The sequence below is a fragment of the Streptomyces sp. NPDC046977 genome (assembly GCF_040644455.1).
Classification (GTDB): domain Bacteria; phylum Actinomycetota; class Actinomycetes; order Streptomycetales; family Streptomycetaceae; genus Actinacidiphila.
The window spans coordinates 1-26,866 of sequence record NZ_JBEYWO010000010.1 but is presented as its reverse complement, the minus strand read 5'-3'; the positions used below and the strand labels follow the sequence as shown (position 1 = coordinate 26,866).

At 72.0% G+C, this 26,866-nt stretch carries 26 protein-coding genes; 18 read left to right on the top strand and 8 right to left on the bottom strand.

Translation table 11 applies throughout. The features are described from left to right. Positions 1–67: 67 nt before the first annotated feature. Complete coding sequence (locus ABZ883_RS17105; protein ID WP_360906562.1) at positions 68–442, top strand: peptidase inhibitor family I36 protein; 375 nt, start codon at positions 68–70, stop codon at positions 440–442. A gap of 64 nt (positions 443–506) precedes the next feature. Here ABZ883_RS17105 and aceE read toward each other — a convergent pair whose 3' ends face one another. After that, positions 507–3,248, bottom strand: a complete 2,742-nt coding sequence (aceE, locus tag ABZ883_RS17100; RefSeq protein WP_360906560.1) for a pyruvate dehydrogenase (acetyl-transferring), homodimeric type — start codon at positions 3,246–3,248, stop codon at positions 507–509. 403 nt (positions 3,249–3,651) lie between these two features. Here aceE and ABZ883_RS17095 point away from each other — a divergent pair, with 403 nt between their 5' ends. The 6 genes from ABZ883_RS17095 to ABZ883_RS17070 all read left to right on the top strand — a co-directional run bounded on the left by ABZ883_RS17095 (position 3,652) and on the right by ABZ883_RS17070 (position 7,970). Continuing rightward, positions 3,652–4,092 (top strand): DUF3052 domain-containing protein, encoded by a 441-nt coding sequence (locus ABZ883_RS17095; protein ID WP_319662596.1) that lies wholly within the window; start codon positions 3,652–3,654, stop codon positions 4,090–4,092. A 145-nt stretch (positions 4,093–4,237) separates the two neighbouring features. After that, the gene (locus ABZ883_RS17090) at positions 4,238–4,696 is read left to right on the top strand and encodes a peroxiredoxin (RefSeq protein WP_360906558.1); all 459 of its coding nucleotides are present in this window, start codon (positions 4,238–4,240) and stop codon (positions 4,694–4,696) included. A 73-nt stretch (positions 4,697–4,769) separates the two neighbouring features. Further along, positions 4,770–5,345 carry a TerD family protein gene (locus tag ABZ883_RS17085; protein ID WP_360906988.1) on the top strand — a complete coding sequence of 192 codons (576 nt, stop codon included), beginning with the start codon at positions 4,770–4,772 and terminating at the stop codon, positions 5,343–5,345. 67 nt (positions 5,346–5,412) lie between these two features. Next, the gene (locus tag ABZ883_RS17080; protein WP_360906556.1) at positions 5,413–5,988 is read left to right on the top strand and encodes a TerD family protein; all 576 of its coding nucleotides are present in this window, start codon (positions 5,413–5,415) and stop codon (positions 5,986–5,988) included. A 16-nt stretch (positions 5,989–6,004) separates the two neighbouring features. Next, positions 6,005–7,153, top strand: a complete 1,149-nt coding sequence (locus ABZ883_RS17075; RefSeq protein WP_360906554.1) for a DUF475 domain-containing protein — start codon at positions 6,005–6,007, stop codon at positions 7,151–7,153. A gap of 85 nt (positions 7,154–7,238) precedes the next feature. Beyond that, on the top strand, positions 7,239–7,970 hold the full coding sequence (locus tag ABZ883_RS17070; protein WP_360906552.1) for a Tellurium resistance: 732 nt from the start codon (positions 7,239–7,241) through the stop codon (positions 7,968–7,970). Positions 7,971–7,997: 27 nt separating this feature from the next. On the opposite strand, the gene ABZ883_RS17065 is transcribed toward ABZ883_RS17070, so the two are convergent. Next, a complete protein-coding gene (locus tag ABZ883_RS17065) occupies positions 7,998–8,927 on the bottom strand; it encodes a TerD family protein (protein WP_360906550.1) in 930 nt (309 codons plus the stop codon). A gap of 215 nt (positions 8,928–9,142) precedes the next feature. On the opposite strand from ABZ883_RS17065, the gene ABZ883_RS17060 reads away from it, so the two are divergent. The 3 genes from ABZ883_RS17060 to ABZ883_RS17050 are packed head-to-tail and all read left to right on the top strand — an operon-like array spanning position 9,143 to position 13,586. Then, the gene (locus tag ABZ883_RS17060; RefSeq protein ID WP_360906548.1) at positions 9,143–10,309 is read left to right on the top strand and encodes an HpcH/HpaI aldolase/citrate lyase family protein; all 1,167 of its coding nucleotides are present in this window, start codon (positions 9,143–9,145) and stop codon (positions 10,307–10,309) included. Positions 10,310–10,338: 29 nt separating this feature from the next. After that, positions 10,339–12,765, top strand: coding sequence for a phosphoribosyltransferase (locus ABZ883_RS17055; RefSeq protein ID WP_360906546.1), 2,427 nt, complete (start codon positions 10,339–10,341; stop codon positions 12,763–12,765). Next, positions 12,762–13,586, top strand: a complete 825-nt coding sequence (locus ABZ883_RS17050; protein WP_360906544.1) for an HAD family hydrolase — start codon at positions 12,762–12,764, stop codon at positions 13,584–13,586. Before ABZ883_RS17055 ends, ABZ883_RS17050 begins: the two co-directional genes overlap by 4 nt. Positions 13,587–13,837: 251 nt before the next feature. On the opposite strand, the gene ABZ883_RS17045 is transcribed toward ABZ883_RS17050, so the two are convergent. Beyond that, positions 13,838–14,473 carry a nucleoside/nucleotide kinase family protein gene (locus ABZ883_RS17045; RefSeq protein WP_360906542.1) on the bottom strand — a complete coding sequence of 212 codons (636 nt, stop codon included), beginning with the start codon at positions 14,471–14,473 and terminating at the stop codon, positions 13,838–13,840. Between the two features lie 23 nt (positions 14,474–14,496). On the opposite strand from ABZ883_RS17045, the gene ABZ883_RS17040 reads away from it, so the two are divergent. Both ABZ883_RS17040 and ABZ883_RS17035 read left to right on the top strand, forming a co-directional pair. Then, positions 14,497–15,156, top strand: coding sequence for a class I SAM-dependent methyltransferase (locus tag ABZ883_RS17040; protein ID WP_360906540.1), 660 nt, complete (start codon positions 14,497–14,499; stop codon positions 15,154–15,156). 153 nt (positions 15,157–15,309) lie between these two features. After that, positions 15,310–15,519, top strand: a complete 210-nt coding sequence (locus tag ABZ883_RS17035) for a zinc ribbon domain-containing protein (RefSeq protein ID WP_360906538.1) — start codon at positions 15,310–15,312, stop codon at positions 15,517–15,519. A gap of 644 nt (positions 15,520–16,163) precedes the next feature. On the opposite strand, the gene ABZ883_RS17030 is transcribed toward ABZ883_RS17035, so the two are convergent. From ABZ883_RS17030 to ABZ883_RS17020, 3 genes are all read right to left on the bottom strand, one after another. Further along, complete coding sequence (locus tag ABZ883_RS17030; protein WP_360906536.1) at positions 16,164–17,408, bottom strand: hypothetical protein; 1,245 nt, start codon at positions 17,406–17,408, stop codon at positions 16,164–16,166. Between the two features lie 88 nt (positions 17,409–17,496). After that, complete coding sequence (locus ABZ883_RS17025; RefSeq protein ID WP_360906534.1) at positions 17,497–18,267, bottom strand: DUF4097 family beta strand repeat-containing protein; 771 nt, start codon at positions 18,265–18,267, stop codon at positions 17,497–17,499. A 160-nt stretch (positions 18,268–18,427) separates the two neighbouring features. Then, positions 18,428–19,849 carry a family 2B encapsulin nanocompartment shell protein gene (locus ABZ883_RS17020; RefSeq protein ID WP_360906533.1) on the bottom strand — a complete coding sequence of 474 codons (1,422 nt, stop codon included), beginning with the start codon at positions 19,847–19,849 and terminating at the stop codon, positions 18,428–18,430. Between the two features lie 536 nt (positions 19,850–20,385). Between ABZ883_RS17020 and ABZ883_RS17015 the strand changes: the two genes are divergently transcribed. Together ABZ883_RS17015 and ABZ883_RS17010 are read left to right on the top strand one after the other, a co-directional pair. Continuing rightward, a complete protein-coding gene (locus ABZ883_RS17015) occupies positions 20,386–21,057 on the top strand; it encodes a VTT domain-containing protein (protein WP_360906531.1) in 672 nt (223 codons plus the stop codon). A gap of 106 nt (positions 21,058–21,163) precedes the next feature. Beyond that, entirely contained in the window at positions 21,164–21,790 is a 627-nt protein-coding gene (locus tag ABZ883_RS17010; protein WP_360906529.1) for a hypothetical protein, read from the top strand. Here the strand turns inward: ABZ883_RS17010 and ABZ883_RS17005 are convergent. After that, entirely contained in the window at positions 21,787–22,053 is a 267-nt protein-coding gene (locus ABZ883_RS17005) for a DUF2087 domain-containing protein (protein ID WP_360906527.1), read from the bottom strand. The two genes, ABZ883_RS17010 and ABZ883_RS17005, sit on opposite strands and share 4 nt — an antisense overlap. A 98-nt stretch (positions 22,054–22,151) precedes the next feature. On the opposite strand from ABZ883_RS17005, the gene ABZ883_RS17000 reads away from it, so the two are divergent. The 3 genes from ABZ883_RS17000 to ABZ883_RS16990 all read left to right on the top strand — a co-directional run bounded on the left by ABZ883_RS17000 (position 22,152) and on the right by ABZ883_RS16990 (position 23,555). Beyond that, positions 22,152–22,472: an antibiotic biosynthesis monooxygenase gene (locus tag ABZ883_RS17000; protein ID WP_360906524.1), complete on the top strand. Its 321-nt coding sequence runs from the start codon at positions 22,152–22,154 to the stop codon at positions 22,470–22,472. A gap of 118 nt (positions 22,473–22,590) precedes the next feature. Continuing rightward, the gene (locus tag ABZ883_RS16995; RefSeq protein WP_360906522.1) at positions 22,591–23,046 is read left to right on the top strand and encodes a hypothetical protein; all 456 of its coding nucleotides are present in this window, start codon (positions 22,591–22,593) and stop codon (positions 23,044–23,046) included. Beyond that, positions 23,043–23,555, top strand: a complete 513-nt coding sequence (locus ABZ883_RS16990) for a hypothetical protein (RefSeq protein WP_360906520.1) — start codon at positions 23,043–23,045, stop codon at positions 23,553–23,555. The genes ABZ883_RS16995 and ABZ883_RS16990 overlap by 4 nt, the downstream gene beginning before the upstream one ends. Before the next feature lie 10 nt (positions 23,556–23,565). Here ABZ883_RS16990 and ABZ883_RS16985 read toward each other — a convergent pair whose 3' ends face one another. Then, positions 23,566–25,647 (bottom strand): MFS transporter, encoded by a 2,082-nt coding sequence (locus ABZ883_RS16985; RefSeq protein WP_360906518.1) that lies wholly within the window; start codon positions 25,645–25,647, stop codon positions 23,566–23,568. Between the two features lie 186 nt (positions 25,648–25,833). Between ABZ883_RS16985 and ABZ883_RS16980 the strand changes: the two genes are divergently transcribed. Next, on the top strand, positions 25,834–26,727 hold the full coding sequence (locus ABZ883_RS16980) for a peptidoglycan-binding domain-containing protein (RefSeq protein WP_360906516.1): 894 nt from the start codon (positions 25,834–25,836) through the stop codon (positions 26,725–26,727). Positions 26,728–26,866 lie beyond the last annotated feature (139 nt).

The following is a 26,866-nucleotide window of genomic DNA, read 5'->3' as shown; positions in this document are numbered from 1 at the left end:
GTGGTGCTCCGTACCGGTGCCTTCGGGTGCCGCGACGACGCCGTACCGACAACGGGGAGTGATCCACATGCGCCGTGCCCTGACCCTGACCTTGACCCTGCCGCTCGCCCTGGCCGCGAGCGCCGCCGCCCTGGTGTCCCCCACCGCGGCGGGCGCCGCCCCCGCGGGCGGCTGCGACCCCGGCGAACTGTGCCTGTGGGCCCGGCCGGACTACGGCGGCCCACGCACGGTCCACGAACTCGCCGACACCGACGTCAACTCCTGCGTGCCGCTGCCCGCCGGAGTCACCGCGAAGTCCTTCGCCAACCGCACCCGCAAGCTCGTGACGACCTACCAGAGTGCCGAGTGCTCCACCGAGGGCGACTTCGAGACGTTCCCGTCCGGCACATGGGTGCCCGAGTCCCGGCACACGATCCGGGCCTTCCAGATCGTCGACCAATGACGCCGCGCAGACGGGCAGGGCCCCCACCGCGACCGCGGTGGGGGCCCTGGTGGAGCGGGGACCGTCAGGCGTCGCCGCCGGCCGCGCCGGGGTCGGCGGCGGCCACGTCGAGCAGCTGGTAGCGGTCGATCGCCTGCTTCAGCACCGAGCGGTCGATCTTCCCCTCCTTGGCGAGCTCGGTGAGCACGCCGAGGACCACCGACTGCGCGTCGATGTGGAAGAAGCGCCGCGCCGCGCCTCGGGTGTCCGCGAAGCCGAAGCCGTCCGCGCCCAGCGACTGCCAGGTGCCGGGCACCCAGCGCGCGATCTGGTCCGGAACGGCCCGCATCCAGTCGGAGACGGCCACGAACGGGCCCTCGGAGCCGGAGAGCTTCCGCGTCACGTACGGGACGCGCTGCTCCTCCTCCGGGTGGAGCAGGTTGTGCTCCTCGGCCTCGACCGCGTCGCGACGCAGCTCGTTCCAGGAGGTCGCGGACCAGACGTCGGCCCGCACGTTCCACTCCTCGGCGAGGATGCGCTGCGCCTCGAGGGCCCACGGCACCGCGACACCGGACGCCAGGATCTGCGCCGGGACCGCGCCCGCCTCGCCGGCCTTGTACTTGTACAGGCCCTTGAGGATGCCGTCGACGTCGACGCCCGCCGGCTCGGCCGGCTGCACGATCGGCTCGTTGTAGACGGTGAGGTAGTAGAAGATGTCCTCGTTCGCCTCGGGCGTCCCGCCGTACATGCGGCGCAGACCGTCCCGCACGATGTGCGCCATCTCGAAGCCGTACGCCGGGTCGTAGGCGACCACGGCCGGGTTCGTGGAGGCGAGCAGGTGCGAGTGGCCGTCGGCGTGCTGCAGGCCCTCACCGGTCAGCGTGGTGCGGCCCGCGGTGGCGCCGAGCACGAAGCCGCGCGCCAGCTGGTCGGCCATCTGCCAGAACTGGTCGCCCGTGCGCTGGAAGCCGAACATCGAGTAGAAGACGTAGACCGGGATCAGCGGCTCGCCGTGCGTGGCGTAGGCCGAGCCCGCGGCGATCAGCGAGGCGGTGCAGCCCGCCTCGGAGATGCCGTCGTGCAGCATCTGGCCGGTCGGGGACTCCTTGTAGGCCAGCAGCAGCTCGCGGTCGACCGACTCGTACATCTGGCCCAGCGGGTTGTAGATCTTGGCCGACGGGAAGAGCGAGTCCATGCCGAAGGTGCGGTACTCGTCGGGGGCGATCGGCACGAAGCGCTTGCCGATCTCCTTGTCCCGCATGAGGTCCTTCAGCAGCCGGACGAACGCCATGGTGGTGGCGATCGTCTGCTGGCCGGAGCCCTTGCGGGTCGCCGCGTACGCCTTGTCGTCCGGCAGCGCCAGGGGCTTGGCACGCACGACGCGGGTCGGGACGTAACCGCCCAGGCCCTTGCGGCGGTCGTGCATGTACTGGATCTCCTCCGAGTTCCGGCCAGGGTGGTAGTACGGCGGGGCGCCGGACTCCAGCTCCTTGTCGGCAATCGGCAGGTGCAGCCGGTCGCGGAAGCGCTTGAGGTCGTCGACCGTCAGCTTCTTCATCTGGTGCGTCGCGTTGCGGCCCTCGAAGTTCGGGCCGAGGGTCCAGCCCTTGACGGTCTGGGCCAGGATCACGGTCGGCTGGCCCTTGTGCTCGCGGGCCGCCTTGTACGCCGCGTAGATCTTGCGGTGGTCGTGGCCGCCGCGGCCCAGGTGCAGCACCTGGTCGTCGGTGAGGCCCTCGACCATCGCGCGCAGGCGCTGGTCGTCGCCGAAGAAGTGCTCGCGGATGTACGCGCCGGTCTCGGTGGCGTACGTCTGGAACTGGCCGTCGGGCGTGGTGTTGAGCTTGTTCACCAGCACGCCGTCGCGGTCCTGGGCCAGCAGCGGGTCCCAGGTGCGGTCCCAGATCAGCTTGATGACGTTCCAGCCGGCGCCGCGGAACTGCGACTCCAGCTCCTGGATGATCTTGCCGTTGCCGCGCACCGGGCCGTCGAGCCGCTGGAGGTTGCAGTTGACGACGAAGGTGAGGTTGTCCAGGCCCTCGCGGGCGGCCAGGGACAGCTGGCCGAGCGACTCCGGCTCGTCCATCTCGCCGTCGCCGAGGAAGGCCCACACGTGCGACTGCTCGGTGTCGGCGATGCCGCGCGCCTGCATGTAGCGGTTCATCCGGGCCTGGTAGATCGCGCCCAGCGGGCCGAGGCCCATGGACACGGTCGGGAACTCCCAGAAGTCCGGCATGAGCCGCGGGTGCGGGTAGCTGGACAGGCCGTAGGGGGCCTTGGACTTCTCCTGGCGGAACGCGTCGAGCTGGGTGGCGGAGAGCCGGTCCAGCATGAAGGCGCGGGCGTACACACCCGGGGAGGCGTGTCCCTGGAAGAAGATCTGGTCCCCGCCCTTGCCGTCGTCCTTGCCCCGGAAGAAGTGGTTGAAGCCCACGTCGTAGAGGGAGGCCGAGGAAGCGAAGGTGGCGATGTGGCCGCCGACGCCGATGCCGGGGCGCTGCGCGCGGGACACCATGACCGCCGCGTTCCAGCGGGTCGCGTTCAGGATGCGCCGCTCGATCTCCTCGTTGCCGGGGAAGAACGGCTCGTCCTTGGTCGCGATGGTGTTGACGTAGTCCGAGCTGCGCATCTCGGGCACGGCCACGCGCCGCTCGCGCGCGCGCTCGATCAGCCGGAGCATCAGGTAGCGGGCGCGCTCGCGTCCGCGCTCGTCGATAGCGGCGTCAAGCGAGTCGAGCCATTCCGCCGTCTCCTCGGGATCGAAATCCGGGACCTGGCTGGGAAGGCCGCCAATGATGATCGGGTTGCGATCTGATCCGGAAGCCACGCTAATCCTTCGCTGATAGATAGTGCTACGGGGTCACGCCGCCTCCATCGTGTACCGCGCGTTCGGGATACGTCATCTCTACTGAGCGGTAACCGTCATGTAGCGAGACAGACCCACCTACAAGGCCCTGAGCGGGGCTCCTGCGTGGCTTCCGGTGGCCGAGCGACCAAATCGCAACTGTACGCCCACTCGGACGTACGACCGACCGCGACTCCGATTCGGGAGAAATGCTGGCATAGTGGAGTGAGCCACGTCACCCTTCGCAGTTCGGGTTGCGGTGACACGTCAACGTTTGGGCGGGATGGGTGGCCGGGTACTTGCGCGATCCGCCGCGCCCGTGTGGACTACCGCCCATAACCCCGCACAGGAGCGGGAAGACAACCCCCATGACAGGAGGCAGAGCGTGAGCGCGACCGCGGGCCACGCGGAGGAGCGGACCAACCCGGCAAGCCGGCTTGGTTTCGAGCCCGGACAGGTGGTCCAGGAGCTCGGCTACGACGACGACGTCGATCAGGAGCTCCGTGAGGGTATCGAGGAGATCACGGGCGAAGAGCTCGCGGACGAGGACTACGACGACGTCGCCGACGGTGTCGTCCTGTGGTTCCGCGACGATGACGGCGACCTGACCGACGCCCTGGTCGATGCCACGTCCGCCGTCGACGACGGCGCCCAGATCTGGCTCATGACCCCGAAGACCGGCCGTGACGGGCACGTCGAGCCGAGTGACATCGGAGAGGCCGCGCAGACCGCCGGCCTCGCTCAGACCAGCAGTGTCAACGTCTCCAAGGACTGGACCGCCAGCCGGCTCGTGACTCCGAAGTCGGCGAAGGCCGCCAAGCGCTGAGGCGTTTCGGACGGACCCTGGGCCCCCGCGGCAGCATGCCGCGGGGGCGTCTTGCGTGGGGCCCGGCGGGCAGTGGTTGACTGGGTGGCCGGCCGGGCCGCGAGGGTCCCGGTGCCGCCCCCGTCACCGGAAAGGTGTGTCCCGCATGGCGCTCGGCGCAGGAGACAAGGCCCCCGACTTCGAGCTGAGGGACCAGCACGGCCGGACCGTGCGGCTCTCGGACTTCCGCGGTGCCAAGAACGTCGTGCTGCTCTTCTTCCCCTTCGCCTTCACCGGCGTCTGCACCGACGAGCTGTGCGCGCTGCGCGACGCGCTCCCGGCGTTCCAGAACGAGGACGTGCAGCTGCTGGCGGTCTCATGCGACTCCATGCACACCCAGCGCGTCTTCTCCGACCAGGAGGGCCTGGACTACCCGCTGCTGTCCGACTTCTGGCCGCACGGCGAGGCCTCCCGCGCCTACGGCGTCTTCGCCGAGGACAAGGGCTGCGCGGTGCGCGGCACCTTCGTCATCGACAAGGAGGGCGTGATCCGCTGGACGGTCGTCAACGGCCTGCCGGACGCGCGTGACCTGAACGAGTACGTCAAGGCGCTCGAAGCCCTGTAGCCGGAGGGAACCGGGTACTACCCTCAGGGCGTTGATCCTGTTACCAGCGGCACGCGACGACATGGGAGGACTCGTGGGAGTCAGCCTCAGCAAGGGTGGCAACGTTTCGCTGACGAAGGAGGCCCCCAACCTCACGGCCGTCGTCGTCGGCCTCGGCTGGGACGCCCGCACCACCACCGGCGCGGGGTTCGACCTGGACGCCAGTGCCCTGCTCACGGGCACCGAGGGCAAGGTCCTCTCCGACCAGCACTTCGTCTTCTTCAACAACCTCAAGAGCCCCGACGGCTCCGTGGAGCACACCGGCGACAACATCACCGGTGAGGGCGAGGGCGACGACGAGCAGATCAAGGTGAACCTGGCGGCCGTCCCGGCCGAGGTCTCCAAGATCGTCTTCCCGGTGTCGATCTACGAGGCCGAGACCCGTCAGCAGTCCTTCGGCCAGGTCCGCAACGCGTTCATCCGCGTGGTGAACCAGGCCGACAACAACGAACTGGCCCGCTACGACCTCACCGAGGACGCCTCCACCGAGACCGCGATGGTCTTCGGCGAGCTGTACCGGCACGGTGCGGAGTGGAAGTTCCGGGCCATCGGCCAGGGATACGCCTCCGGCCTGCGCGGCATCGCGCAGGACTTCGGCGTCAACGTCTGATGTCCGGGGTCGTGCGGTCCGTCCGCCCGGGGCGGGCCGCGCACTCCGGCTGGGGGAGGAGGACAGCATGGGCGTGACGCTCGCCAAGGGAGGCAATGTCTCCCTCACCAAGGCCGCACCCAATCTCACGCAGGTGATGATCGGGCTGGGCTGGGACGCGCGCTCCACCACCGGAGCGCCCTTCGACCTGGACGCGAGCGCCCTGCTGTGCGCTTCGGGGCGGGTCCTCGGCGACGAGTACTTCGTCTTCTACAACAATCTCAAGAGCCCTGAGGGCTCGGTCGAGCACACCGGGGACAACCTCACCGGTGACGGGGACGGCGACGACGAGGTCCTGATCGTCGACCTGACGGCGGTCCCCGAGCGGGTCGACAAGATCGTCTTTCCGGTCTCCATCTACGAGGCGGACCTGCGCGGCCAGACTTTCGGCCAGGTCAGCAACGCCTACATCCGGGTGCTCAACCAGCTCGACCAGAGCGAGTTGGCCCGGTACGACCTGTCCGAGGACGCGTCCAGCGAAACCGCCATGATCTTCGGCGAGCTCTACCGCTACGGCGGGGAATGGAAGTTCCGGGCCGTTGGCCAGGGGTACGCGTCAGGTCTGCGGGGCATCGCCCTAGACTTCGGGGTCAACGTTTCGTAAAGGGATTGGATATCCAGTGCTCCTCCGTACATTCGGCTGGTCGCTCGGCGTCACCGCCGCGGGCTTGGCCCTCGCCGGCTTCCTGTGGGGTGCGGAAGGTCTCGCACTCGTCGCGATCCTCTCTGTCCTGGAGATCTCGCTCTCCTTCGACAACGCGGTGATCAACGCCGGGATCCTCCGGAAGATGAATGCGTTCTGGCAGCGCATCTTCCTGACGATCGGCATTCTGATCGCCGTCTTCGGCATGCGGCTGGTCTTCCCGATCATCATTGTGTCGATCACGGCCAAGATCGGCCCGATCGACGCGATCGATCTGGCGATCAACAACAAGGACCAGTACGAACACCTGGTCACCTCCGCCCACCCGGCGATCGCCGCGTTCGGCGGAATGTTCCTGCTGATGATCTTCCTGGACTTCATCTTCGAGAGCCGTGAGCACACCTGGCTGTCCTGGCTGGAGCGCCCGCTGTCCAAGCTCGGCAAGCTGGACATGCTCTCGGTGGTCGTCGCCCTGGTCGTGCTGCTGGTCACCGCCACCACCGTGGCCACCGCGGTGGCCCACGGCGGCGGCGACAAGACCTCCACCGTGCTGCTCGCCGGCGTCGGCGGTCTGATCACCTACCTCGTCGTCGGCGGCATCTCCGGTTACTTCGAGGACCGGCTGGACGAGGAGGCCGACGAGGCCGACCAGGAGCTGGAGGAGGTGGCCGGCGGCGGCAAGCCGAGCGGCAGCGGCTCCAGCGCCGTGGGCCTGGCCGGCAAGGCGGCCTTCTTCCTGTTCCTCTACCTGGAAGTCATCGACGCCTCGTTCTCCTTCGACGGCGTCATCGGCGCGTTCGCCATCTCCAACGACATCTTCATCATCGCGCTCGGCCTCGGCATCGGTGCGATGTACATCCGGTCGCTCACCGTGTACCTGGTCCGCAAGGGCACCCTGGACGACTACGTCTACCTGGAGCACGGCGCGCACTACGCCATCGGCGCCCTGGCCGTCATCCTCCTGGTCACCATCAAGTACGAGATCAACGAGGTCATCACCGGCCTCGTCGGTGTTGTCCTGATCGGCGCCTCCTACTGGTCGTCGGTGGTGCGAAACCGCCGCCTCGGGGAAAGCTCCGAGCAGCGGGACGACAACGACAAGACGGAAGTGACGAGCGGGGTCTGATCCCCGGCGCACGACCGGACCGGGCCGCCGCCCTCCGCCCGCCGGGTGGAGGGCGGCGGCACGTCAGGGGAGGGGCGGAGCCCACATGTGGAACTTTCTGCGGCCCAGCGGCGGCTTCAACGTGCAGTTCGACCTCGCGAACGTGCACACCATCGAGCTCACCCGGCGCCATCAGGTGGTCTCGCTCACCAAGCAGGGCGCGGCCGTCGGCAATCTGCGGATCAACCTGTCCTGGCAGATGCGCACCTCCGACACCGGCGGCTGGAACCAGCGCGGCGGCTCCTGGCTGAGCCGCCAGACCCACCTGTTCAAGCCCGAGCCGGTGCAGGCGGCCGGTCCCGCCATGGTCAATGTCGACCTGGACCTGGCCTGCATGTACGAACTCGCCGACGGCACCAAGGGCGTCGTCCAGCCGCTCGGCAACTTCCTCGGCGACCTGGACGCCCCGCCGTACATCCAGATGAGCGGGGACGACCGCTTCGGCGGATCCTCGGGCGAGACGCTCTACATCAACCTCGACAAGCGCGACGAACTCAAGCGCATGCTCGTCTTCGTCTACATCTACGACGGCACGCCGGCCTTCGATCGCACCCACGCCAAGGTGGAGATCTTCCCCAGCTCCGGGCCGCGCATCGAGATCCCGCTCAACGAGCGCGAGCCGCAGGCCCGGTCCTGCGCGGTCGTGCTCATCGAGAACAAGAAGGGCGACCTGACCGTGCGCCGCGAGGTCAAGTACGTCTACGGCTTCCAGGCCGAACTCGACCGGCTGTACGGCTGGGGCCTGCAGTGGGGCCGCGGCTTCAAGAGCAAGGTGTGACGCCGCAGGCCCCGCCCGCGGCCACGGTCAGCGGCGCTCCTGGAACTGCGGCCCCTGCGGGGGCAGCGTGACGGGCTGCTGCGGGTGGGGATATCCGTAGGCGGGGCCGGGCGCGGCCGCGGTGGCGGCGGGCTGCTGCGGGTAGCCGTACGCCGGGACCGGCGCCGTTGGCTGCTGCGGGTAGCCGTAGGCGGGGGCCGGCACGGTCGGCTGGGGCTGCTGCGGGTAGCCGTACGCGGGCGGGGCGGCCTGGGTGGCCTGCACGGCCTGCGTCGAAGGGGCCGGGGCCTGCAGGGTGTACGCATCCGGCTCGGCCGTCATGCGGACCGTGGGCGGCACCGGCTGCGGCGGCAGCGCGTTCGCCTCGGCGTCCGGGGCCGGCTGCGCCGGGACCTCGACGAGGTCGCCCTCGTCCACGGAGATCCCGAACTCGGTTGCCAGGCCCTCCAGGCCGGACACGTACCCCTGGCCCAGCGCGCGGAACTTCCAGCTGCCGGAGCGCCGGTACAGCTCCCCGCAGATCAGCGCCGACTCGTCGCCGGTGTCCGGGACGACCTCGAAGAAGGCCAGTGGCTCGGCGTCGGAGCCGGCCGCCGCGGCGGCGTCGTACAGCAGCACCCGCAGGTCCGAGACGAGCGCGAAGGGACCGCCGTCGGAGGAGGCCGCGATCACCACCCGGTCCACGCTCGGGTCCAGGGCGGACAGGTCCACCTCGACCGCGTCGGTCAGCCCGGCCGGTTCGCTGCGCTTGGGCAGGTGCCGCGCGACGCCCGCCGGGTGCCGGGGCTGGTTGTAGAAGACGAAGTCCTCGTCCGAGCGCACCCGCCCGTCCGCCCCGACCAGCAGCGCCGACGCGTCGACGTCCGGTACCCCCGCGCCCGGGCTCCAGCGCAGTACCGCCCGTACGCCCGAAGCCGGTACGGGGATGTTCGAGCCCTTCACCATCGCCTGCGTCATGCCCGTCATCCTGCCCTCCCGGGGGCCGCGCCCACAACGCGGGGCGGGGGAGCGCCGCAATCGGCGGACCGGCCGACATCCCGCGGACCCGAGGGGGTTACCTGATTTTCATGCACGACGGGAACGACCCCGGTGACCCCACACGTACGATAATCGGCCACGGCGTCGGGGGACGCTTCCCGCCTCACCATCCACCACCTGCCACGGGGGAACGCATGCGCCACTTCGCGCACCTCGCGCCGGACGTGCGGAACGTACTGTTCCACCGCGAGCCAGGCGAGTTCACGGCCGATTCGCCGGCCGCCACGCTCGCCGTCGCCCTGGGAGCCACCCTCTACAGCCCGGCCACCCGCACCAGCCTGGCCGAGGACGTCCTCAAGCAGGCCGCCCGCGGCGTCGTCTCCATGGTCCTGTGCCTGGAGGACTCGATAGACGACCGCGAGGTCGTCGCCGGTGAGGAGAACCTGGTCCTCCAGTTCGGGGCGCTGGCCGCCCGCATCGGGGACGCCGACCCGCCGCTGCTGTTCATCCGCGTCCGCACCCCGGAGCAGATCACCGACCTGGTGCGCCGCCTCGGCGACACCGCGGGCCTGCTGTCCGGGTTCGTGCTCCCCAAGTTCACCGAGGAGTCCGGCGTCCCCTTCCTGGAGGCGCTCGCCGTCGCCGAGGGCATCTGCGGCCGCCGCCTGTTCGCGATGCCGGTGCTGGAGTCGCCGCAGCTGCTGCACCTGGAGACGCGCACCGAGACGCTGACCGGGATAGCGCGGACCGTCGACAAGTACCGCGAGCGGGTCCTCGCGCTCCGCCTGGGCGTCACCGACTTCTGCTCCGCCTACGGACTGCGCCGCTCGCCCGACATGACCGCCTACGACGTCCGCATCGTGGCCTCCGTCATCGCCGACGTCGTCAACGTCTTCGGCCGTGCCGACGGCACCGGCTTCACGATCACCGGCCCGGTGTGGGAGTACTTCCGGCACTCCGAGCGGATGTTCAAGCCGCTGCTGCGGCAGAGCCCCTTCCTGCCCGAGGCCGTCGACCTGCGCGACGCCCTCATCCAGCGCGACATGGACGGCCTGATCCGCGAGATCGAGCTCGACCGCACCAACGGGCTCCAGGGCAAGACCTGCATCCACCCCTCGCACGTGCAGCCCGTGCACGCGCTGAACGTCGTCTCCCACGAGGAGTGGAGCGACGCCGTGGACATCCTCCGCGAGGACCGCAGCGGCGGCGGCGTCCTGCGGTCGGCCTACACCAACAAGATGAACGAGGTGAAGCCGCACCGCGCCTGGGCCGAGCGCACCGTGCGGCGTGCCGAGGTCTTCGGCGTGGCGCGGGAGGAGACCACCTTCGTGGAACTCCTCGCCGCGTGCCTGCCGTCATGACCGGCACCCACCGGGAAAGGGCCCTCCCCATGGCAGCAGAACCCGTCTGGTCCGGGCAGTGGGTCGCCGACCGCCTCGGCATCGCCCTTCGCGGCGAGGGCCTGAGCGGTCTGCTGGGCCTCGCCCTGCGCCGCAACCCCAAGCGCGCGCACCTGCTCGTCTCCAACGTGCTGGGCAAGCACGTCCCGCAGCGGCCCGAGGCCGTCTACGCGGCCGGGCACGGGCTCGGCGTGCGCGTGCGCGACCTGCTCGGGGCGGACGCCGCCGTGCGCGCGGTCGTCCTCGGCTACGCGGAGACCGCCACCGGCCTCGGCCACGCCGTCGCCGACGGCCTCGGCACCGCCCCCTACCTGCACTCCACCCGGCGCCCGGTGCCCGGTACGACCCCGGTCGGGGGCTTCGAGGAGGAGCACAGCCACGCCACCTCCCACCTCCTGCTGCCCGAGGACCCCGCGCTGCTGGCGGGGGACGGGCCGCTGGTCCTCGTCGACGACGAGTTCTCCACCGGGCGCACCGTGCTCAACACGGTCCGCGCCTTGCACGCCCGCTACCCGCGGGACCGGTACGTGGTGGTGGCCCTGGTCGACATGCGCTCGCCCGCCGACCGCGAACGGCTCACCGCCGTCGCCGCGGAACTGGGCGCCGCCGTCGACCTGGTGGCCCTCGCCACCGGCGGCGTCGACCTCCCCGAGGACGTGCTGGAACGGGGCCGGGCCCTGGTCGCCGAGCAGGACAGTCACGCTGCCGCCGAGGCCGCCGCCGCCCACCCGGCACCGGATGCCGTCCGCCCGCTGCCGGAGCGCGTGCCCCTGGACTGGCCGGCCGGCGTGCCCGACGGCGGCCGGCACGGCTTCACCCCCGCCCACCGCACCCGCCTGGAGGCCGCCCTCCCGGCGATGGCCGCCTCACTGGCGGCGGGTGCGGCAGGCGGTCGGCGCATCCTCGTGCTGGGCAACGAGGAGCTGATGTACGTCCCGCTGCGCCTGGCCCAGGCCCTCCAGGAGACGTTGCCGCACGCGGAGGTCCGCTTCTCCACCACCACCCGCTCGCCCGTGCTCGCCGTCGACGACCCCGGGTACGCGATCCGCACCCGGATCGTCTTCCCCGACCACGACGCGCCCGCCGACGGCCCCGGCGAGCGCTACGCGTACAACGTCGCCGGCGCCGGCTTCGACACGATCGTCGCGGTCGTGGACAGCGCGGCGGACACCCCCGCGCTGCACGCCCCGGGCGGGCTGCTCGCCCGGCTCGCGGAACACACAGAAAGGATGCTGCTCGCCGTGGTCCCCAGTTACGAACCCCGTACCTCCCCGGGGCTCCCGGAGCCGCTGCGCGGCCCCGCGTTCTCCTCGTACGCCCCCGAGGAGGTCGGCTGGCTGCTCAAGGACCTGTCGGACGTGGAGCTGGAGGCCCCGACCGAGGAGCGCGAGGAGGCCATCCAGAGCGGCGGCGCGCACTACGCGGAGTCGCTGCCCGAGGAGTACCAGCCGAGCGCGGAGTACCAGGAGCTGTTCCGGGACGCCCTGGAGCAGTCCGCGGGCCGGATCGCCCGCGCCGTCGGCGCCGTCACCGACCTGGTGCTCGCCGAGCGCGGCCCGGACGCGGTACTGGTGTCGCTGGCCCGCGCGGGCACGCCCGTCGGCGTGCTGATGCGCCGCTGGGCCCGGCACGCCCACGGCCTGGACCTGCCGCACTACGCGGTCTCCATCGTCCGCGGCCGCGGGATCGACACCACCGCGCTGCGCTGGCTGGCCGCGCACCACGACCCGGCGCGGGTGGTCTTCGTGGACGGCTGGACCGGCAAGGGCGCGATCACCCGTGAACTGGCCGAGGCCGTCGCCCCCTTCGGGGACTTCGACCCGGAGATCGCGGTGCTCGCCGACCCCGGGTCCTGCGTGCGCACCTACGGCACCCGCGACGACTTCCTCATCCCGTCCGCATGCCTCAACTCCACCGTCTCCGGCCTGATCTCCCGCACCGTGCTGCGCTCCGACCTGATCGGCCCCGACGACTTCCACGGCGCGAAGTTCTACCGCGAACTGGCCGGCTCGGACGTCTCCACCCTCTTCCTCGACACGGTCGCCGCCCGCTTCGGCGACGTGGCCGAGGACGTCGCCCGCGACCTCAAGGAACTCCAGGCCGCCGACCGCGCACCCACCTGGGAGGGCTGGAAGGCCGTCGAGCGGATCAGCGAGGAGTACGGCATCGGGGACGTCAACCTGGTCAAGCCCGGCGTCGGCGAGACCACCCGGGTCCTGCTGCGCCGCGTGCCCTGGCGGGTGCTCGCCCGCCGCGGGGCCGGCGCCGACCTGGCCCACATCCGGCTGCTCGCCGAGCAGCGGGGCGTCCCGGTGGAGGAGGTGGACGACCTGCCGTACTCGTGCGTCGGGCTGATCCACCCGCGCTTCACCCGGGGCGCGACCGGTACCAACGGAAAGGCCGTGACGGCCCAGTGAAGCAGCGTCCGGACCAGCGCACCCTCGTCGCCAGCGACCTCGACCGCACCCTCGTCTACTCCCCGTCGGCGCTCGCCCTGACCGTGCCCGACGAGGACGCGCCCCGCCTGCTGTGCGTGGAGGTCCACGAGGGACGGCCGCTGTCCTTCATGACGGAGACCGCCGCCGCCCTGCTCCAGAAGCTGGCCGCGGTCGCCGAGTTCGTCCCCGCGACCACGCGCACCCGCAAGCAGTACCGGCGGATCAACCTGCCCGGCCCCGTGCCGCGTTACGCGATCTGCGCCAACGGCGGGCACATCCTCGTCAAGGGCCACACCGACCACGACTGGAACGCCGAGATGCGCCGCCGCCTCGCCGAGGGCTGCGCGCCACTGGACGAGGTCCGGGCGCACCTGGCGCGCACCGGCGACGAGTCCTGGCTGCGCAAGGAGCGGGTGGCCGAGGACCTCTTCGTCTACCTCGTCGTCGAGCGCTCCCTGCTGCCCGAGAACTGGGTGAAGGAATTCGCCGAGTGGGCCGAGGAGCGGGGCTGGACGGTGTCGCTCCAGGGCCGCAAGATCTACGCCGTGCCCCGCCCGCTCACCAAGTCCGCCGCCCTGGCCGAGGTCGTCCGGCGCACCGGCGCCGAGCACGTCCTGGCCGCCGGCGACTCCCTCCTCGACGCGGACCTGCTGCTCGCCGCGCACACCGGCTGGCGCCCGGGCCACGGCGAACTCGCCGACTCCGGCTGGACCGCCCCGCACATCGACGCGCTCACCCTCGCCGGCGCGGCGGCGGGCGAGGAGATGCTGCGCCGGATGCTCAGCGTGTCCCGTCGCTGAGCCGCAGCACGTGCGGCCGTTCGCCGGCCTGGATGAAGGGCGCGTGCCTTGTCCTCGGTGCGCTCCCCGTCACATGCCGGACGCCGGCTCCGGCCGGACGGCCCCGCACGTCGATTGCTCAGCGTGTCCCGTCGCTGAGCCTCAGCACGCGGGTGGCCGCGCTGCGTGTCGTCTCGACGCGCAGCGCGTTCGGGCGTTCGCCGGCCTCGATGAAGGCGCGTGCCGGCCGCCGTGGCGGGCTCGTCGGCTGTTCAGTGCGTCGCGTCGTTGAGCCTGAGTACGCGGGTGGCCGCGCTGCGTGTCGTCTCGACGCGCAGCGCGTTCGGGCGTTCGCTGGCCTCGATGAAGGCGCGTGCCTCCTCCTCGGTGCGACCGCCCGTCACATGCCGTACGAGCAGCCGCTCCTCGCGCACCGCGCGCTCGGTCTCCAGGAACCACAACTCGTCCAGCAGATCCCGCACCTCGTGCCAGCCGGGGCCGTCGTCGGCGAGGTAGTTCCCCTCGGTCACCACCAGCCGGGCATCGGCCGGCACCGCGATCCCCGCCGCCACCGGCTCGTCCAGCGCCCGGTCGAAGTCCGGCGCGTAGACCGTGCGGCCCTGCGCCGCCCGCAGCCGCCGCAGCAGATGGACGTAGCCGTCCACGTCGAAGGTCTCCGGCGCGCCCTTGCGGCCGCGCAGCCCCAGCCGGTCCAACTGGACGTTGGACAGGTGGAAGCCGTCCATCGGGACCTGCACGGCCGTGTCCGCGCCGAGCCGCGCGTTCACCCCGTCCACCAGCGACCTGGCCAGGGTCGACTTGCCCGCGGCGGGAGCTCCGGCAACACCCAGCAGCACCCGCCTTCCTGGCATGCTGGGCACCAAGGCGACGGCGTCATCCACGTACATGCCCGCCACCTTAAGGAGCAGTCGTGAACGAGACCAAGAATCCCCCGCTTACCCCCGAGCTCTACGCCTACGTACTGGACCACAACCCGCCCCTGGACGCCGTCCAGCGCGAACTGGTCGAGATCACCCACCAGCGCTTCGGCGGCGCGGCCGGCATGCAGTCCGCCCAGGAACAGGGCCCGCTGCTGGCCTTCCTGGTCCGCCTGCTCGGCGCCCGCAACGTCGTGGAGGTCGGCACCTTCACCGGCTTCTCCGCCCTCTCCATGGCACAGGCCCTGCCCACCGGGGGACGCCTGCTCGCCTGCGACATCTCCGAGGAGTGGACCGCCGTCGCCCGCGAGGCATGGGCCAAGGCGGAGGTGGAGGACCGCATCGACCTGCGCATCGCACCCGCCCTCGACACGCTCCGGGCGCTGCCCCAGGAACCCTCGATCGACCTCGTCTACCTGGACGCCGACAAGGAGAACTACGTCGCCTACTGGGAGGAACTCGTCCCCCGCATGCGACCGGGCGGCGTCCTCGCGGCCGACAACACCCTCTACCACGGCCGCGTGACCGACCCCGCGGCGGGCGGCGCCGCCGCGGCCATCCGCGAGTTCAACGGCCACGTCGCGGCCGACCTGCGCGTCGAGGCGCTGCTTCTGACGGTCGCCGACGGGCTGACGCTGGCGCGCAAGCGGTGACGCTGGGCGCTGGGCCCTGTGCTCTGGCTAACCTGTGCTCATGCCCCGCGGCGGGCAGCGCCGCCGCGGCCATTCGGGAGTTCGACGACCGTGTCGCGACGGGCTGACGCCGGCGCGCAAGCGGTGCGCTCTGGCTCTGGCTAACCTGTGCTCATGCCCCGATACGAATACCGCTGCCGGTCCTGCGGCACCACGTTCGAGCTGAACCGGCCGATGGCCGAGTCCTCCTCCCCGGCGGAGTGCCCTGCCGGGCATGACGACACGGTCAAGCTGCTTTCGGCTGTCGCTGTCGGGGGGACGGCGTCGGCTGCGGCCGCCCCGTCCGCGGGAGGCGGTTGCTGCGGCGGCGGTTGCTGCGCCTGACTGCCGTCCGGGTCCAGGTTTTTCCCCCGCCCTCCCGCCCGTGTGCCCGGCGCGGTAAGTACGGGCCCTGCGCTCTGTTTGGTGTGGGGTCGGCGCCGCTCCGGAGTCCTCCCCCAACCTTCGGCCGGGGGGACCCCCACGGGGCTCGCGGGTTACCCCTGCAATTTGTGTGCTGCGGGCGCCGCTCGTCCCTCCCCCAGCTACCGCTGGGAGGTGCCCCCAGCGGGCGGACCCCGGCGCACCCCCTCCCGGGGTCGTTGGGGCGACTTACGGCCGGTGGGGTGTCTGTGGGCGGTGACGGCTGCGCACTTGGACAGCGCTGCGCCTGCGGGTGCCCGAGCACGGTGCCGTCCATATCCACCCACCGGGGATCAGGCGCGAGAGCTCACGGAGGGGGCGGGGGAGGTGGGGGCACCTCCCAGCGGTAGCTGGGGGAGGGTGGTGTTCTGGACTGTGGAGCATATTTGGGTGCACAACCCGGGGCACGCAGCCGAGAGTTCCTGAGGCACCTAAATGTGCTGTCCAGAATGGCAGCCCCGGAGGCCCCGAACCCGGCCCCCCAACAACTGGCGTCGGGGTGCCCAGACTTCACGGGGCACACGGGCGGGAGGGCGGGGGAAAAATCGGGGAGGGAGGCCGCAGGCCTAAGGACGGCCCGCCGCGCGGTCCTCGCGGATCGCCGCGACAACCCGCGCCGCCGCATCCCGCACCCCGGCCATCTCCTGCAGGAAGTGCCACCAGTCGGGGTGCCGCCCCTCCAGCCCGGCGACAGCCCGGTCCACGCGGGCCACCGCGTCGTCGAGAGGGCGGGCGTGCCGTGGCTCCGGCGTGGTGCGCCCCTGCATGGCGAGGCGCTGGGCGTCGCGGAGGGCGAACCGGGTGCGTTCGATCTCGCCCTGCGGGTCCTTGCTGACCTCGTTGAGCCGCCGCAGGCGGTCCCCGGCGGCGGAGACGGCCGCGTCGGCGTCGTCGAGCTGCGCCCGGACGGTCGCCAGCAGGGCCGTCGCGTCCGGCCAGCGCTGCTCCTCGCGGGCCTTGGTGGCCTCCGCGAGTTTCTGTTCGGCGTGGCCGACCGCCTCGGCGGCCCGCTGCGGGACCTGCTGGAGGTCTTCCCAGCAGGCCATGGAGTACCGCCGCCGCAGCTCGCTGAGGACCGGTGTGACGCCCTCGGTGCGGGTGGCCAGTGCCTGTGTACGGGTGCGCAGGGACACCAGGCGCTTGTCGATCTCGCGGGCCCGTTCGGGGAGCCGTTCGGCCTCGGCGCGGATGCCCTCCGCCGTGCGCAGGACCTCGTCGGCGCGGCGGATGGTCTCCTGGACGCCGTGCCGGCCCGCGCCCTGGTTGAGCTTGGTCAGTTCCGGGCCGAGCGCGGCGAGCCGGGCGGCCAGGTCGTCGGCGCGCAGCCCGGAGGCGCGTACCGCGTCCAGCGCGTTGGAGGCGCCCAGCAGGGCCTGCCGGGCGCGCTCGACGGCCGGGGCGAGACGGGCGAGCTGGGTCTCGGCCTTCTCCAGCAGCGGCGTGAGGTTCCGGGCGAAGGTGTCGAGGTCCGTTCTGGCCCGGGTCAGCTCGTCCTTGGCCCGGGTCAGCTCGGTGCGGGCGCGGGCCGCCGTCGAGGCGTCCAGTTCGTCGTGGTCGAGGTCGTAGGCGTCGACGGCGGCGATGTAGCCGGCGCTGACCTCGTCGATGCGCTCGCCCAGCGCCCGGAAGTCCGCCACGGCCCGGCGGGCGGCCGGGGTGTCGTCCACGGCGGTGACCGTCTCTATGGAGATCACGAGGTCGCGCTGCGCCGTGTCGAGCTCGTAGAAGGCCTGCGCGGCGGCGTCCTTCGCGGCCTGGGCGTCGGCGCGCAGATTGTCCCCGCGCCGCCACCACGAGCGTGCCGTCGTCACAGTGCCCTCTCCCGCAGGTCCGCCGCCGGTGGTTGTCCGCTCCAGTCTCCCACCCGGCAGGGACGAATACACGGGCCGGTCGGTTGCGTCAGCCGGCGGGCGCCTCGACGACGTTCACCGAGCCGTCGGAGGTGCGGACGGTGACCGTGCGGGGGCTGCTGTCGTCGCGCGGCACGGCGACGCGGACGTGTCCGTCGCCGGAGCGCGCGCTGACCCGGTAGGCCTGCTTGGGCAGGGACACCCGCACCGCGCCGTCGCCGCTGCGCGCCTCGACGCTGTCGGGGGCCTGCACGAACGCCAGCGTCAGCGAGCCGTCCGAGGTGTGCGCGGTGACCCGGCGGGAGGCCAGGCCGGTCGCCTCGATGCGGCCGTCGCCGGTGGACAGCTCCAGGGGACCGGTCACGTCCCGGACCCGGACCGAGCCGTCCTTGGTGGTGAGGGTGAGCGGGGTGCTGAAGCCGCTGGCCTCCACGCGGCCGTCCCCGTTGGTCACCGTCACGGTCACGCCGCGCGGCACCAGCACTTCGTGCCGGGCGGAGCAGTTGTCCATGAAGCCGTGGCAGTCGACCCGGAACTTCAGGGTGTGGCCGTCCAGCGACCAGGTGGCCTTCGGGGTGTCGCCGAGCACGGACCAGCCGTCGAACCAGCGGGTGACCTTGACGGTCTTGACGTCCGCGGGCCTGACCACGACCGCGCTGTCCGCGGCGTCGATGGTCAGCCGGCTGCCGGAGAGCGCGAAGTCGCGCTGTTCCGGGCGGGTGTCGTCGGAGGCGTCCGCACAGGCGGAGGCCGTCATGGCGAGTGCCACCGCACCGGCGGCGGCGGTCAGGGTCCTGAGGGTGCCGTTGCGTTTCGTCATGTCAAGGACGGTACGGAGAGCGCGGCGGAGCCGGAATCAGGCCGCCCACCGGTTGCGGGGTGGGGCAAACCCCCCGCGGGAGCGGGGGGCAACGGCCGCGCTCGCGGCGGACGGTGGGCCGCGTGGGGCCGCCGTCCGCCGCGAGCACGCGCACCGCCGCCTACTCCCCGCGGCGGGCGATCTCGACGTTCTCCAGGACGCCGAGGGCGTCGGGCACCAGGACGGCCGCCGAGTAGTAGGCGCTGACGAGGTAGGAGATGATCGCCTTCTCGTCGATGCCCATGAAGCGGACGGACAGACCCGGCTCGTACTCGTCCGGGAGTCCCGTCTGGTGCAGGCCGATTACGCCCTGGTTGTCCTCGCCGGTGCGCAGCACCAGGATCGAGGTGGTGTTCTCCTTCGTGACGGGGATCTTGTTGCACGGCAGGATCGGCAGACCGCGCCAGGAGGGCACGTGGTTGCCGTGCAGGTCGACGGTGTGCGGCACGAGGCCGCGGCTGTTGAACTCGCGGCCGATGGCGGCGATGGCCCGCGGGTGCGCCAGCAGGTACTGGGCGCCGCGGCGGCGGCTGATCAGCTCGTCGAGGTCGTCTGGGGTGGGCGGGCCGGAGTGGGTGGTGATGCGCTGCCGGTAGTCGGCGTTGTTCAGGAGCCCGAACTCCTGGTTGTTGATGAGTTCGTGCTCCTGGCGCTCGCGCAGCGCCTCGATGGTGAGCTTCAGCTGCTGCTCGACCTGGTTGTAGGGCTGGTTGTACAGGTCGGCGACACGGCTGTGCACCCGCAGCACGGTCTGGGCGACGCTCAACTCGTACTCGCGCGGGGAGAGTTCGTAGTCCACGAACGTGCCGGGCAGTTCGTGCTCGCCGATGTGGCCGGAGGCGAGGGCGATGGCCTTCTCGCCGTACTTGTTCTGCGCCTGCTGGGTGCCGCTGACGAAGCCGGCGACGTGCTCGCGCAGTCCGTCGGACTGCTGCATCAGGGCCTGGAAGGCCTGCCGCGGCAGGGCGAGGGCGGTCACGGTGGTGGCGGCCTTGGCGGTCCAGTCCCAGGTGGCGTCGGCCGCGGCCAGCCCCTCGGAGCCGAAGTGGTCGCCGTCGGCGATGGTGCCGACCACGCCCTGGCCGTCCCACTTGGTGGGCGCCAGCTTGTTGATCTTTCCGTGCGCGACCAGGAAGACATGGTCGGCCGGCTGCCCGGCGGAGACGATCACCTCCCCGGGCGCGAACTCCCGTTGCTCGAACTGGCCGGCCAGCGCCGCGAGGACGGCGCCGTCGTCGAATCCGCGCAGCAGGGGCAGTTCGCCGAGCTCCGCCGGGATCACCCGCACGTCGGAGCCGGTCTGGACGAAGTCGACGCGCCCGTCACCGACCGAGTAGCTCAGCCGGCGGTTGACCCGGTACGCGCCGCCCGCCGCCTGGACCCACGGCAGTACCTTCAGCAGCCAGCGCGAGGTGATGCCCTGCATCTGCGGCGTGGATTTGGTGGTCGTCGCCAAATTCCGCGCCGCGGCGGTGCTCAGACTCTGCTGGGACTGTCCGTTCCCTGTCGCCGACTCCGACGCGACATCCGGCTCAACCGTCATGAATGGTCCTTCCCTTGCGCCCTCGTGGCCCACGCAGTCACATGCGTGGCTTATGCAAACAATTCACCGCGAAACGACGTGTGTGGTGGGAGCCCCCCTGCCCTCGGCCGCTGTCCCCACCGAAGCTACCCAGGGGACGGAGCCGCCTGCACTCACTCGAATGGATGAGAATCCGGAATGGGTGACTTGGGTAGATCTGTGGACTTCCGCCACTGCGCGGCTTCTTGGGCGCCGGATCAACACCGCGGGCGGGGCGGTGCCGGGTGATGCCGCATCGGCTGAGGTCACGGCCGTGCGGCGGGCGCGCGGACCGGGCCGATCGCAGGGCGACCCCGGTGACTCCCCAGTAATTCGCGTGCTATTCCCACAGCCCGCCATCGATGATGAGGAAAACGTCACGCGCCCCCGAGGGGATCCTCGGCGCCTCTCTGGCGTACGCTGTACGGCTGAGGGCGGGTCGCAGAAGAACCGCTTCTGCGCGAGACCGCCACACACCCCGGAGGGCGCCGCGCACCAGAGGGAGAGAGGAGAACGCGGTGCTGACCGGAGCGGGCTCGCTGTTCGACTCACCGTGGATCTACGCGCTGGTCGCCGCGTCCATCGTGCTCGACGTCTTCGTGCCCGTGATGCCCAGCGGCGTGCTGCTCATCTCGGCCGCCACCGCCGGCACCGCCGTTGGAGGCACCAACGGCATCCTGGACGTGGTCGTCCTGCTGCTGTGCGCCGCCACCGCCTCCACCCTCGGCGACCTGGCCGCCTACCGGCTGGCCTGGCGCGGCGGCGACTGGCTCGACCACCGGGTCGCCAACTCCCGCCGGCTGTCCAGCGCCCAGGAGGTCCTCGGCGCCGTCCTGGCCCGCGGCGGCGGCGCGCTCGTCGTCCTGGCCCGCTTCGCACCGGCCGGCCGCTCCGTCGTCAGCCTCACCGCCGGCGCCTCGCACCGCAGGGTCCGCGAATTCCTTCCCTGGTCCGCGCTGGCGAGCCTGGTCTGGGCCGCGTACAGCGTCGGCCTCGGCTACGCGGGCGGCCAGTGGCTCGGCGCCGGCTGGCTCGGCACCGCCACCTCCGCCGTCGCCCTCATCGGCTCCGGCTCGATCGCCGCGTACGTCTTCCAGCGCGAGCGCCGCAGTCACTCCGTCGTGCCCGTCACCCTGCCCGCGCAGGCCACGGCCGGCCCCGACCGGGCGGCGGTCGCGGAGGCCCGCTGAGGCCCCGTCCGCCGATGGCGGCCCCCTGGCACCCGTGCAAACATCATTACGGGCATCGCCGGTGCCGGGGGCGGCAGCAGCACGGACGCACGGACGGAGGCCCCCGATGCGCTTCGGGCCCCTCAACGGCCTCGTGGCCGTGATCCTCGGCGCCATCGCCTTCGCCCTCCAAGGGGACACGCCCCGCGTCGGCAGCTCCGGCTTCACGGTCCGCCTCTTCTACACCCGGCACGACACCGCGCAGGGCGTCGGCCTGTACCTGCTCCTGGTCGCCGGGATCTTCCTGGTGTTCTTCGCCGGGAGCCTGCGCCGCGCCCTCGCCACGACCGACCGCTCCGGCTGGCTGCCCGACATCGCCCTCGTCGGCGGCGCGCTCGGCGCCCTCGGCTTCTGGATCAGCGCCGGGCTCACCCTCTGCCTCATCGAGGCCGCCGGTGAGCAGATGGTCGGCGGCGGCGCGCTCCAGGCCCTCAACGTGCTCAGCGGCGACCTGTTCATGCCGTTCCTCGGCGGGGTGGGCGTGATGCTGCTCGCGGCCGGACTCAGCACGGCCCGCTCCTCCGGGCCGCTGCCGCACTGGCTGGGGTGGATCGCCTTCGTCCTGGGCGTGCTGATGTTCGTCCCGTTCGCCGGCTTCATCGGCCTGTGCCTGGCCGGCCTGTGGATCATCGCCGTGAGCGTCTGGCTCGCCGGCCCGCCCCTGCGGCGCCGGCCGCGGGCCGAACCGGCCTAGCGGATCCTGCGGTAGACCGTGCCGTCCGCGGAACGTTCCAGCCAGCCGTCGTCGACCAGGTACCGGCGCAGGGCCGCGCAGTCGTCGTGCACCGTGCGCAGGGCCTCGTTCACCTCGGCCTCGGCATAGCCGCGGCCGGGCCGGAACAGCGTCTCGGCCAGGTGCCGCAGCACCTGCTCGCGGCGCGCCGCACGGCGGGGGATCACGGTCAGCCGACCGCCGCGGAACAGGGCGGACACGGCGTGCGCACCGGTCTCGGACATGGCAGGCCTCCTTCGTACGGACGATTCGCCGACCGCTGCGCAGCCTGACACGCCCGCCCCGCCCCCGGCACCCGAATTCCGGCTGGCACGATGAGGGCATGAGCATCGTGAAGATCAACGCCCTCACCGTTCCGGCGGAGCAGCGCGAGGTCCTGGAGAAGCGCTTCGCCGCCCGCGCCGGCGCGGTGGAGAACTCCGACGGCTTCGAGTGGTTCGAGCTCCTGCGCCCCCTGGAGGGCACCGACCAGTACCTGGTCTACACACGCTGGCGCAGCGAGGAGGACTTCGCGAACTGGATGTCCGGCTCCATGCGCGAGGCCCACCAGGGCGGCGGCGAGGGCCGCCCGCAGCCCGCGGCGACCGGCTCGACGCTGTGGTCCTTCGAGGTCGTCCAGCAGGCCGCCCCCAAGCAGTCCTGAGGGGCCGGTACCGTCGCCCTGCCCGCGGTGGTCCCCGTACGACCGCCCGGGCCCGGCGGCGGGTCACGGAGCCGGGTCGCTGCCGTACGGGTGGGGAGCGTCAGAAGGGGGAGTCTGCATGAGGGTGCTGCAGAAGGCGGAAGAGCGGTCGCGGGGGTTCCTGGAACCGGGGGAGTCGGTCCGGCAGGTCTTCGTCGCCCAGGGCGGGATCAATCCGTGGGCGACGATGTGGATGTTCGCCGGCGCGGTGATGCTGGGGATCGTGGCGCGCCGGCTGGCCGGCGAGGCGCCGTGGCTCGGGCTGCCGTGGCTGCTGATCGCGCTGGTGGTGGCGCTCCTGGCGACGACGCGGCGCGTCGTGCTGGTGACCGACCGGGCGGTGGTGACCCTCGCCATGGGTCGGTGGGGGACGACGCGGCCGAACCGCGTGGTGGCTCGCCTGCCCCTCGGGACCCGCATCGGCCCGCTCAGCGGCACGTACGCGAAGGTCGAGCTCGGCGGCGAACGCCTGTGGATCCACAAGAAGTTCCACGGCAGCGCGCCGGCCTCCGCAGCCGCGCCGCCCCGCCGGTGAGGACGCCGTCGACCGGGCCCCTGCTCTACCTGGACGTGGACGGGCCGCTCAACCCGTACGCGGCCGAGGGAGGCCGCCCGGACGGGTACACCACCCTGCGGGTGCCGCCGGTGGGCCTGGCCACAGGACCGCTGCGCGTGTGGCTCGACCCGGCCCACGGGCCGGCGCTGCTCGCCCTCGGGTACGAGCTGTGGTGGGCGACCACCTGGATGGCCGAGGCGAACACGTGGATCGGCCCGGTCCTCGGGCTGCCGCCGCTGCCGTACGTCGACTTCACCGACGTGCTGTTCGGTCACGGTCCGGACCTCGTCCACTGGAAGACGCGGACGCTGGTGGCGCACGCCGCCGGACGCCCGTTCGCCTGGGTGGACGACGAGCAGAGCGCCGCGGACACCGACTACGTCGCCGCCCACCACGCCGGTCCCGCGCTGCTGCACCACGTCGACCCGCGGGCCGGCCTGCGCGAGCGGGACTTCGCCGCCCTCGCCGCCTTCGCCGGGGGCCGGTGACGGCGACCCGTCACGCGGCCCGGCGGGGATCGTGCCCCGGGCGGTCCTGGTCCTGGCCGCACAGCTCGCCGGTCAGCCGGGTGAGCAGGGCCGCCAGGTCGTCGTGGCGTTCGGGGTTCCAGTCGCCGAGCAGGTCGGCGAGGAGCTTGCGGCGTGCCTCGGTCAGCAGCGCGGCGACCTCCTGGCCCCGTTCGGTGAGCGTCAGCGCGCTTCCGTCCCGTACGGCCAGGCCCTGCTCCTCGACCTCGTGGGCCGCGCGGTCGAGGGCCTCCGCCGGGACGGTCGTCCGGCCGGCCAGGTCCGCGGGGTCGGCGCTGCGGGCCCGGGCCAGGTAGAGCAGCAGCCAGCTGGAGGCGGGGTGCAGGTCGAGCCCGGCCAGCCGGGTGATGCGGATGTACAGGTCGCGGCCGGCCTGGCGGCCGCCCAGGACGCTCAGGCAGCGGGCGATCTCGTCGAGCGAGGAGCGGCTGACGGGATTGGTGCCGATGGTCTCGCTGGCGTCGGGCACGGTCACCGACCGCCGCAGCGGCTCCTCCTTGAGGAACCAGGCCAGCACGAAGGCGACCGCGCACACCGGCACCGCCCACAGGAAGATCCCGGTGATGGAGGTGGAGTACGCGTGCAGCACCGGCTCGCGCAGGTCCGCCGGGAGCGCGCCGACCCCGCGCGGATCGGCCTGCACGACCGCGGGGTCGAAGCCGGGCGGCAGTGTGCGGCCGGAGAGCGCGGCGGTGATCTCGCGGGCCAGGCTGGTGGTGAAGATCGTGCCGAAGATGGAGACGCCGAACGAGGCGCCGATGGAGCGGAAGAAGGTGGCGCCCGAGGTGGCGGTGCCCAGGTCCTGGTAGCCGACGGCGTTCTGCACGGCGAGGATCAGCACCTGCATGACCAGGCCCAGCCCGAGGCCGAACACCAGCAGGAAGGTGCTGAGCACCCAGACCTCGGTGTGCTCGTCCAGCCGGTGCAGCAGGAACAGGCCCACGATGGTGACGGCGGTCCCGGTGATCGGGAAGACCTTGTAGTGCCCGGTGCGCGAGACGATCTGGCCGGAGCCCGTGGACGCCACCAGCATGCCGACCACCATCGGGATCATGTGCACGCCGGACCAGGTCGGCGAGTAGCCGTGGACGACCTGGAGGAACGTCGGCAGGAAGGTCAGCGCGCCGAACATCGCGAAGCCGACGACGAAGGAGATCACCGAGCAGAGCCAGAAGGTGCGGATCCGGAACAGCCGCGGCGGCAGCACCGCTTCCTCCGCCCGCCGCTCGACAGCCACGAACACCGCGACGAGCAGCACGCCCAGCACCGCGAGCCCGATGATCCGCCACGAGTCCCAGGCCCAGGTGCTGCCGCCGAGCGAGGTCACGAGCACCAGGCAGGTCGCGGCGGCCGCCACCACCGCCATGCCCCAGTAGTCGATGCGGTGCGAGGTGCGGTGGACGGGGATGTGCAGCACGGTGGCGATCACGGCGAGCGCGACCAGCCCGATCGGCAGGTTGACGTAGAACACCCAGCGCCAGCTGAGGGTGTCCACGAACAGCCCGCCGAGGAGCGGGCCGAGCACGCTGCTGGCGCCGAACACCGCGCCGAAGACGCCCTGGTAGCGCCCGCGTTCACGGGGCGGGACGATGTCGCCGACGATCGCCATCGACAGCGCGATCAGGCCGCCGCCGCCCAGGCCCTGCAAGGCGCGGAAGGTGATCAGCTCGCCCATGCTGCGGGAGAGTCCGCACAGCGCGGAGCCGATCAGGAAGATCACGATGACGGCCTGGAAGAGCTTCTTCCGGCCGTACATGTCGCCCAGCTTGCCCCACAGCGGGGTCGCCGCGGTCGACGCCAGCAGGTAGGCGGTCACCACCCAGGACAGATGGTCCAGACCGCCGAGGTCGCTGACGATGGTCGGCAGCGCGGTGGACACGATCGTCTGGTCCAGGGCGGCCAGCAGCAGGCCCAGGGCGAGCGCGCCGATGGCCAGGCGCACGGCCCGCCGGTCGCCGATCTCGACGGGACCGGCCGCGGCCGGTCCGCCGGTGGCCTCGGCGGCCTCGGTGGCCCCGGTGTCGTCCATGCCGTCGATGTCGTCCTGCGCCATCTCGCTCCGCTCGGGCACCTGATGCGTGCCGGTTACCGCGTAGCCGCCACTTCTTCACAAAGATTCACACCCATTGCACATCATTCGCGCACTTTGTACGACCGGCGGAGCCCGAGGCGGCTTCGTGACCGGTGCGGGGTGTCTGCATAATCACTGCGACTGTCAGGACGTCGGGAGGGGGCGCCGGTGGCGTCGCAGGGGCCGGGTTCTCCGGAGGACGAGTACGAGTACGAATCGCTGCGCGTGCGGCCGTACGTTCCGGGGCCGGATCCCGGCGAGAACGGCGGGGACCCCGGCCCGCTGCCCGAGGCGCTGCGCGAAGCCGCCGAGGAGGAGACCGACTTCATCGACCTCGGCACGGTCTCGACCTCCGACCGGCTGCCCGTGCCGCTGTCGACGGCCTCGCGCGAAGTGGAGCCGTACCTGCCCGCCGCGGCCGGCCGGGCCGGACACCGCCGCGCCGCCAGGTCGCGCCGTGCGGCGGTGATCGCGTGCGCCGCGGCCGGCGCGGTCGTCCTCGCCGTCGGCGCCGTCGTCCTGTCCGCGCAGCTGAACCAGGGCCCGGAGCTCACCGAAGCCGTGCCGGACCGGGGCGCCTCCGAGCCCGCGCTCGAACTGCCGCCCAGCGCCCGGCCGACCCCCGCGGACAGTGCGTCGGCGTCCGCGACCCCGAGCGAGACCCCGTCGACCCTGGCCGCCACCGAGGGGCTGAGCCCGGCCACGTCGGACCAGCCCAGTGCCACGGCGACCCCCTCCCGGCCGTCGGCCCCGGCCTCCGCCACCGCCACCGCCTCCGCCCCCGTGTCCGCCCCGGCCACCGGCACGCAGTCCACGCCGCCCACCAGCACGCCCCCCTCCGTGCCCGCCACGCTCCGCCCCGGCGACACCGGCCCCGCGGTCGTCGAACTCCAGAACCGCCTGCGCCAGGCCGGCCTCTACTACCGCGACGCCGACGGCGAGTACGACCAGGGCGTGAGCCACGCGGTCTCCCGCTTCCAGTTCTTCCACCACGTCCAGGGCGACCCGGCGGGCGTCTACGGCCCCAACACCCGCAAGGCCCTGGAGGAGGCGACCCACTAGGGCCTGTTTCGAAAGTAGCGTCGGCCGCCCGGAGGGCGGGTCCAGCGGCTCCCCCAGCTACCGCTGGGGGTACCCCCAGGTGCGGTGCATCGCAAGGCGGAGAGTCGTCCTCGTAGTGGGCTACTCGGACGATTCGACA